This is a genomic window from Pseudomonas sp. GW823-FHT06E10 (genome assembly GCF_058794995.1).
On sequence record NZ_JBXAHJ010000002.1, the window covers coordinates 549,520 to 558,279 of the forward strand.

Here is an 8,760-nt window from a genome sequence, read left to right on the forward strand (position 1 = left end):
CCATTCCGATGATCGAACCCAAGCGCGTCTTGCGCGCCCTCGCTGAACACTGGGCACTTCTGGAGCCACTGTGCGAGCACTTCGACCAAGGCACACTGAGCCTGAACGAACTGCGCACGCAACTGGCCGCCCAGCAACTCGACAGTACGCCGCAGGACATCACCAGCCTGCTGGATGTGTGGATTCGCCTCGACATCCTGGTTCCCGTGGCCAAAAGCCCGAACCGTTTCGAGCTCAATGCGCAGATTCACGACTTCCTCGCCTATCTGCGCCGTGAACACCGTCTGGGCCTGTGCCTGGAGATCGAAGCCTACCTGCGCCACCTCGAGCGTCTGGCCGGTTATATCCAGGACGCATTCGATATCCGCGACGGCAACGACCTCGCCCGCCAATTGCGCCTGCTCGACATGCGCGTGCGTGACGTGCTGAAAAAACTCGATAACGACGAACAGGCACTGGTGGCCGTCGCCGAACGGGCGAAAACCAGCGACCGGCAGATTCCGTTGCGCCAGCGTTACGCCGAAGTGCTGGCGACCTGGGACGAATACGTCGAGCCGATGATTGATCTGGTGAACGCCGACGGCGCCTTCGAACAAGGCGTGCGCAAGGTCGAAACCGTCCTGCTGAAGATGCTCAGCGAACAGCAGCGCCTCGGCCACCTGGTCGACGACGACATGTTGCTGCGCACCCACGCGCGCATCCTCGAAATGCAGACCAGCGCCCAGCTGACCCTGCGTCACGCCCGCGAGCTGCTGCTGCCGCTGCGCGAAGAGGCGCGCCGGCACAACGCCGTGACCCGTGGCGCCGCATTGGCCCTGTCGATGATCCGCCGCAAAGGCATCGACGCCGTGCCGCAAGCGGCGATGCCGATGTTCACTCGCCCACAGAGCACCTTCCTCGGCAGTGCCAGCCAGGTCGAAGCCTACGTTTATGCCCTGGCTCGCTTCGAACCGAAACCGGCGCGCTTCCCCAAGGCTCACAAGACCCAGAAAGGCGAAGCGCCACGGGCGCCACGCACCGTTCGGGAAATGCTCGAACGCTGCGAAGACGCCCTGCCGATGCCGGACCTGATGACCTGGCTGCTGGAGCAGGAACCGGACGGTGCCACCGACGAACTGTTGTACTGGTTCTCGCGCCTGTCGCGGGAAAAACGCTTCAAGCGCGAGCGCCTGGAACGTCGCGAATACCATACTCACGAGCACCAGGTCAGCCTGCGCTCCTTCGCCCTGCTCTCGGTCAGCGACACCGCCGCCGAGGATTCTGCGAGCACTCCCTATGCATCTTGATCTATCCGAACTGTCCCAGCTGGCGCCGATCTTTCGCGAGCTGTTCAAGGGTTATCACGTCAGCCGCCGCGATCCGGAGCTGTACGCGCAGTTGTCGAACTTCCAGGACCAGTACCGCACGCTGTTCAAGGCCCTGGGCTTTGAACTGGTCTGCGACACCCGTGGCTTCTACTACTTCGTGCCGGACCTCGCAGCGGCGGCGGTGAACAAGACCGCCCAGCGTCTGGCGCTGTTCACCTTTATCCTCGTCGAGCACCTGGCCGATCAGGGCCGCGACCCGATCGCCGTGCTCGACGGCGGCAGCCTCGGTCGCGATGAATTGCCGTCGCTGCTGGAAAAGTACCGCGACCTGTTCATCCAGGCCGAAGTGCAGACCCAGGACGAGCTCGAAGAAAAGATCATGCGCCGCATGACTCAGCTCGGTTTCGCCAGCGAAGAGAACGGCGTCTACCGTTTCCTGCCGCCGATGCACCGCTTCCTCGATGTGTGCCTGTCGGTGCAACAGGACCGCGATCTGGCCGCCAGCCTGCACAGCGTCCTGCCGTTGCCGGTACCGGTGCTGATCGACGAAGACAGCGACGAAAAGCTGTTGCAGACCGATGACCCGCTCGACCTCGCGGGTTTTGAAGACGAAAGCGAAGAAGACGCACTGGCCCGCGCCATCGCCGAAGAACAGGAGCTCGACGCATGAGCAAGGAACGTTACGGCATCCGCCGCTTTGCCCTTTTGAACACCGCCGGCTACAGCCTCGGCCTGTTCCCGCTGGAAGAGCCGCTATCGGTATACGGCGCCAACAACCTGGGTAAATCCGCCTCGATCAACGCCCTGCAGTTCCCGATCCTGGCGCGCATGTCGGACATGAGCTTCGGCAAGTACAGCCTGGAGCAGTCCCGGCGCTTCTACTTCGCCTCGGACACCAGCTACATCCTGGTAGAGGTGAACCTGCCCCACGGCCCCCACGTGATCGGTGTGGTCGGTCGCGGCCCGGGCGGCGGCTTCGGTCACCAGTTCTTTGCCTATGCCGGCAAACTGGACCTGGCCCACTACCAGAAAAACGACACCTGCCTGCGCCAGAAAGAACTGTTCACCAACCTTGAGCGCGAAGGCTTGAAAGCCTACGAACTCAAGCCGGACGAACTGCGCCGCCTGCTGGTTGGAGGTCACACTTCGATCCCGCTGGACCTGACGCTGATCCCGCTGCGTTCCACCAGCGAGCAGAGCCTGAAGACCTTCCGCGCGCTGTTCATCAACCTGCTGCACATGCGCGAAATCACCGCGGCCAAGCTCAAGCAGCTGTTCCTCGATGCCTTCGAGCACAGCCTGCGTTCCGGCAGCGTCGACTACATCGCCGCGTGTGAAGAAGCGTTCCGCGATGTACGACGCATGGAGCAGGACTACAACTCGCTGGTCGCCGCCGGCCCGCTGGTCGAAGCCCTGGCCAACGGCGTGAAGCAACGCGACATCCTGCGCGGCAAACTGCACCGGATCTCGCCGCTGCTCGACTCCTTGCTCGGCACCTGGTCGGACTACGCCAGTGCGCGCAAGGAAGAGCTGACCATTCAGGCCGAGCACTACCGCAACGAGCAGGATGCCCTGCAAAACGACCAGCGCGGTGGCACCCAGGAACTGATGCGTCTGGAACGGGAAATCACCGGCATCCAGCGCTGGCTCGGCGAATTGTCGGTGCTCAAGCATCGCTTTGCCCTGGTCGATGACGTCAAGGTGCTGGAGCAGCAGCTGCTGGCCGCCAAGGACGCTCACGATGAACTGGCCGGTGCGCTGGCACAGTCCCGCCAGTTCAGCGCGGAAGACCTGGACGAGCGCCTGCGCGACCTGGAAAAACGCCTGAAGTCGGTCAAGCAGCAGCTCGATCACGCCGACAACAACAGCTACGCCCGTCTGCGTGAAGAATTCTCGCAGCAAGACGTCGAACGCCTGATGCGCCTGTTCAACAGCGCACTGTTCAGCCTGCCGCTGGGTGAACACGGCATCACCCTCGACGACGACGGCGAGTGGGTCAAATCCGTGGAGCTGATCCTCGACGGTTTCAAAGGCGAACGCTTCGAAGTGCCGGGCCTGTCCATCGACATCTCGCACATCGAACCACCGGCGCTGCAGGCCCTGGCTGACCGCGCAGCCCTGCGCGACCAGAAGGAGCGCCTGGACAAAGAACTCAAGCAACTGAAGACCCAGCAGGCCGTGGCGGCCGACCGCGCCGCGAGCAAGACCCAGACTGAAGTGCTGTACCAGCAAGTGCTGGATGCGCAGAAAGCCCTGGAAGATTTCCGTCGCGCGCAAACCCTGAGCGCCGAGGAAGGCGACAAGCTGGAACAGATGGCACAGATGGAAGCCGCACAGGACGAATTGAAGCGTTCCAGCGATGCCTTCACCGAGCGCGTCCAGCAACTGTCGGCCAAGCTGCAGCTGGTCGGCCGGCAGATCGGCGACATGGAAGCCAAGCAACGCACCCTCGATGACGCCCTGCGCCGTCGCCAGTTGTTGCCGGCGGACCTGCCGTTCGGCACACCGTTCATGGACCCGATCGACGATTCCATGGACAACCTGCTGCCACTGCTCAACGACTATCAGGACAGCTGGCAAGGCCTGCTGCGGGCCGACGGCCAGATCGAAGCGCTGTACGCCCAGGTACGCCTCAAGGGCGTGGCCAAGTTCGACAGCGAAGACGATATGGAGCGTCGCCTGCAACTGCTGATCAACGCCTATGCGCACCGTACCGACGAAGCCCTGACCCTGGGCAAGGCTCGCCGTGCCGCCGTGACAGACATCGCCCGGACCCTGCGCAACATCCGCAGCGACTATGACAGCCTCGAACACCAACTGGCACTGTTCAACCGCGAGATCAACAAACGCCAGGTCTCCAACCTGCAAAGCTTCCGCATCGTGCTCGCACCGAACAAGGAAGCGCTCAAGCACATCGACCAGATCATTCACAGCGCAGGTCAGTACGAAGAAGGCGAAACCCTGTCGGTCTTCGATCTGAGCCAAAGTGCCGAGCAGGACAACAAGAACGAAGAGGCCAAGGAATACCTGGCGCGGCTGGTGGCGGCCAACCACAACCAGCTCGGCCTCAAGGACTTGTTCGAACTGGCGTTCGAGATCACCAAGGTCAACGGCCAACCGGTGATCCACACCGACATCGACGGCGCGGCGTCCAACGGCACCACCATGACCATCAAGGCGCTGACCAACATGTACTTGTTGCTGCACTTGATGGACCGTGACCAGGCCGGTCGCGTGCGCCTGCCGTACTACCTCGACGAGGCGGCGGACATCGATGAGAAGAACCAGGCCGCATTGCTGGAAACCAGCCTGCAACTGGGCTTCGTGCCGATCCTGGCGAGCGTGAAGCCGCAGGTCTGCGCCAGTGTCGCCATCGACCTGGAGGGTGGCAGCGGCCCGGCCGGTATCTACATCGATGAGGCGGACTGGAAGTACATCCGTCGTCACGATCAGGTAAGGGCGACGATCAACGAACAAGCGGATGAACCGGAGCTGGATGCGGTCTGAGGCTTGAATCGAAGGCAATAAAAAGGCCGCGGTCCAATGGATCGCGGCCTTTTTCATAGGTGTGTCATTTAGCTTTGCAGTGAACTTCAGAGCCTCTTCGCGGGCAAGCCCGCTCCTACATTTGATCGCATATCTTCAGGAACAACCCAGCCCCCCTGTGGGAGCGGGCTTGCCCGCGAAGGCGTCATCACAGACGCCAGAAAACTACTTACCGAGTGAAATCTTCGGCGCCCAGCCCAGCCACTCCTCTTCGAACTTGTCGAACAGCGCGAACGTCTGCTCCGGTCGCGCCGGGCTACCCATGCGCTCGCCATCCGGCGTGGCAAAGGCGACACCGCCTTGAATCATCGTCTCCAGTGATTCAGTACGCACCGTTGCACCTTTGAACAGGCCGACATCGAAGTCGAAACCGCTGGTGTTCCAGAATCGTGTACCGCTGCGTACCAATGGCGCGTACTTCGGCTCGATCAGGATATGGATCAGCACGCGATCAGCGGTCTGGCCCAGTTCATAACCGGTCACCTTGCCCACGGTGATTTCGCGATACGTCACCGGCACCCCGGCCTTCAGCGAACCGCGACGTGCCGCGCTCAGCACCAGACTCAATCCCGCTTCCTGCTTGGCAGTTTCGGGCGCGGCGGCCAAAACGACAAAGTTCTTCTGCGGTCCCAGGTTCTTCGGCGCCGGTTGTACCTCGATGTATTGCCCGGTCACCAGGGTTTCGAGGTTGGACGTCTTGATCAGGCCCAGTTCAGGCTTGACCACCCAGAACTGACTGCCGACCCGGGCAATGCGCTCTGGCACTTCGGTAATCCGCGCGGTCAACAGCACCGATTGCAGGTCCTCGCTGAGATCAACATCCTCCACCTTGCCGACATCCAGCCCCTTGAAACGAATCGGAGTGCCGGTACGCAGGCCATCAGCGCGATCAAGCTTGAGCGTGATGACTTCGCCCTTCTGCGTAGCGTCTTCATGGTTCGCGAACAGACGGAAACGTGGAATACGCTTCTGCAACGGGGCGTTGTCCTGCGGGGTCTCGAAGGCAATGCCGCCGGCCATCAAGCTCTGCAACGACTCGCTTTTAACCTGGACCCCGCCGGTCAGTCCGCCCGTGAGGGTGATGCCACTGGCGTTCCAGAAGCGCGTCGAGGCGTTGACCAGGCCTTCATATTCCTTCTCGATGTGTACGCCAATGATCAGTTGTTTCTTTTTGCGGGAGAACTGATAGCTCTGTACGGAGCCGACTTTGACCTGCTTGTAGAGAACCGGGCTGCCGACTTCCAGCGAACCGAGGTTTTCCGTGAACAAAACAAGGTGCAGGCCCGGTGCACGCAGATCCAGCGGCGGTGCCTTGGCCCGGGCTACAAACTCCCGCTGTGGCGCCGAACCCTTGTCGCCAGGCCGTACAGCGATGTAGTTACCTTTGACCAACGCCTCGAGACCGGTAATCCCCGCCAGGGAAATCGACGGTTTCACCACCCAGAACTGAGTGCCTTCGACCAGGTAATCCTCGGCCAATGGGTCCATCGTCAACTCGGCGGTTGCGCCAGACAGATCCGCATCGACCTTCAGCGTTTTCAGGCTGCCCACCTGAATACCCTTGTACATCACCGGTGTGCGACCGGCCTGCAAGCCGTCGAAATCACTGAGCTTGACCTTCACCCGGATACCGGCGGCGGCGGCGTCAAAGTCTTCATAGAGTCTGAACGGCAGGCTCGGATCGGTAGGCGGACTGTCCTTTCGGTTTTCGGGTGTGGCGAACGCAATACCACCGGCGACGATGCTGGCCAGGGACTCACTGCGGACCTTCACACCCGACAGATTGGCGTCGATGCTGATGCCGCTGGCATTCCAGAAACGTGTGTGTTTGCGCACCAGTTTGGCGTAAGTCGGCTCAATGAAGACCTTGAGCTCGACAGTGTTCTGGTCCTCGGACAATACATAGCTTTTGATCTGGCCCACTTTGATCTGTTTGTAAAACACCGGACTGCCACGGTTCAGCGAGCCCAGGCGGTCGGCCTTGATAGTCAAGTGCAGACCGGGCTGGGCATCGGAGAGCGGCGGTTCCTGGGCCAGGGCCTTGAACTTGCGGACCGGCTCGCCTTCCCCCGGGCTGATGGCGACATAGTTACCTGAAACCAGCGTCTCGAGACCGGTAATCCCTGCCAGCGTCACGCTCGGCTTGACCAGCCAGAAACGCGTGCTGGTTCGCAGGTATGGCTCTACGTCCTTGTTCATTTCGATGCTGGCGATCACGCCTTTGGAACTGCCTTCGTCATCGAGCTTGAGACTTTTGACCTTACCGACCGACATGCCTTTATAGACAACTTCGGTCTTGTTGGCCTGAATGCCCTCGCCGCTCTCAAAACGCACCTGAATCTCGATACCGGTCTCGTTATAGGCACGCCAGCCGAGCCAGCCGCCAATGATCAAGGCGATCAGGGGCAACACCCAAATGGCAGACCAGTTCGAAGCCGGTCGGGTTTTCGCTACAGGCAAATCAGTCATGGTCGTCGTCCGACTCCGTGTTATCCCAAATCAGTCGGGGATCAAAAGTTACCGCGGCAAGCATCGTCAGAATCACCACCGTGGCGAAAGCGATGGCGCCAAGATTGGCTTCGATGCTGGCAAGCCGCCCAAAATTCACGACCGCCACGAGGATGGCAATCACAAAGATATCGAGCATCGACCAGCGGCCGATGAATTCAATGAAACGGTACATCCAGATACGCTGGCGAGCCGAAAGGGGCTGACGGCGCTGCACGGAAAACAGCAGCAGAGCGATGCCCACCAGCTTGAACGTGGGCACCACGATACTGGCGATAAACACCACGGCCGCAATGGGGAACATTCCGTAGTGCATCAGTTCGATCACACCTGCCATGATCGTGCTCGGCGCACCTTTGCCCAAGGAGTTCACGGTCATGATCGGCAGCAAATTGGCCGGTATGTAAAGAATGGCGGCGGTAATCAGCAATGCCCAGGTGCGCACCAGACTATTCGGGCTGCGGGCGTGTACCAGCGCCCCGCAGCGCGTACAGACTTGCTCATCGGTATCAGCTTCCTGCCTGTTCAATTCATGACATTCCTTGCAAATCAGAATGCCCGCATCAATCGCCCGCATGGGCATCCTCTCCTGATAACGCTTGCCAGATCTGGTGTGGAGACATTACGACCTCCAGCCAGACTTGAATCAGCAACAAACCAATGAAGCACACCAGGCCGAGGCCTACGGTGATGGCTGCCATATCTGCCAGTTTTACGATCGCTACCAGTACGCCCATGAAGTAAACCTCGAGCATCCCCCATTCGCGTATATGGTGATAAATGCGATAGAGCAGCAAGCCGTAGCTGCGTCCGACATCAAAACGGATACTCAACAATACGGTCAGTTGGCACAGCAGCTTGAGCAGCGGGATCCCCATGCTGCACAGGAATACAATCACTGAAACGCTTTGCATACCCGTGTCAAAAAGGGCGACAACGCCGCTCCAGACAGTGTCTTGCGAAGACTGCCCGAGTAGATTGAGCTGCATGATGGGTAAAAAGTTCGCCGGAATAAACAACAACAAGGCGGCTATGACAAGGGCGAGACTGCGCTGTACGACGTTGTACCGATTGGCATAAAGCTCGTAGCCACAGCGCGGGCACATGGCTTTTTCGCCATGGGCGAGTTCGGGTTTACGCATGAGCAAGTCGCACTCATGGCAGGCAACCAGATTTTCCAGTGGTATTTCTGACAGCTCTTTGGCGTCAACCGAATCCGGCATAAGCGCTCTGACTCTGAAAAAGTTGGACCTATTCTAGTGTCCCGGGACAAAAATAACTGCGCCAATTTGTGCTTGATTGATCGTGCTTTTTCTACGACAAAAACAAAACCCCTACCTGCATACGCAGATAGGGGTTTCGGAATTTAATCTTGACGATGACCTACTCTCACATGGGG

At 59.9% G+C, this 8,760-nt stretch carries 6 protein-coding genes; 3 read left to right on the forward strand and 3 right to left on the reverse strand.

Features of this window, described 5'->3' with window-relative positions; genetic code table 11:
* The first annotated feature begins 8 nt into the window (after nucleotides 1-8).
* The 3 genes from mksB to mksF are packed head-to-tail and all read left to right on the forward strand — an operon-like array spanning nucleotide 9 to nucleotide 4,814.
* Nucleotides 9-1,286, forward strand: coding sequence for an Mks condensin complex protein MksB (mksB, locus tag AC1Q6Y_RS05610; protein ID WP_174245530.1), 1,278 nt, complete (start codon nucleotides 9-11; stop codon nucleotides 1,284-1,286).
* Nucleotides 1,276-1,977, forward strand: coding sequence for an Mks condensin complex protein MksE (mksE, locus tag AC1Q6Y_RS05615; protein ID WP_090457698.1), 702 nt, complete (start codon nucleotides 1,276-1,278; stop codon nucleotides 1,975-1,977). The genes mksB and mksE overlap by 11 nt, the downstream gene beginning before the upstream one ends.
* The gene (gene mksF / locus AC1Q6Y_RS05620) at nucleotides 1,974-4,814 is read left to right on the forward strand and encodes an Mks condensin complex protein MksF (RefSeq protein WP_057713290.1); all 2,841 of its coding nucleotides are present in this window, start codon (nucleotides 1,974-1,976) and stop codon (nucleotides 4,812-4,814) included. The genes mksE and mksF overlap by 4 nt, the downstream gene beginning before the upstream one ends.
* Before the next feature lie 204 nt (nucleotides 4,815-5,018).
* Here the strand turns inward: mksF and AC1Q6Y_RS05625 are convergent, their stop codons facing one another.
* The 3 genes from AC1Q6Y_RS05625 to AC1Q6Y_RS05635 are packed head-to-tail and all read right to left on the reverse strand — an operon-like array spanning nucleotide 5,019 to nucleotide 8,584.
* Nucleotides 5,019-7,322 (reverse strand): PqiB family protein, encoded by a 2,304-nt coding sequence (locus AC1Q6Y_RS05625; protein WP_057713289.1) that lies wholly within the window; start codon nucleotides 7,320-7,322, stop codon nucleotides 5,019-5,021.
* Nucleotides 7,315-7,938, reverse strand: a complete 624-nt coding sequence (locus AC1Q6Y_RS05630) for a paraquat-inducible protein A (protein ID WP_007997011.1) — start codon at nucleotides 7,936-7,938, stop codon at nucleotides 7,315-7,317. Before AC1Q6Y_RS05630 ends, AC1Q6Y_RS05625 begins: the two co-directional genes overlap by 8 nt.
* Nucleotides 7,925-8,584: a paraquat-inducible protein A gene (locus AC1Q6Y_RS05635; RefSeq protein ID WP_057713288.1), complete on the reverse strand. Its 660-nt coding sequence runs from the start codon at nucleotides 8,582-8,584 to the stop codon at nucleotides 7,925-7,927. The genes AC1Q6Y_RS05630 and AC1Q6Y_RS05635 overlap by 14 nt, the downstream gene beginning before the upstream one ends.
* Nucleotides 8,585-8,760 lie beyond the last annotated feature (176 nt).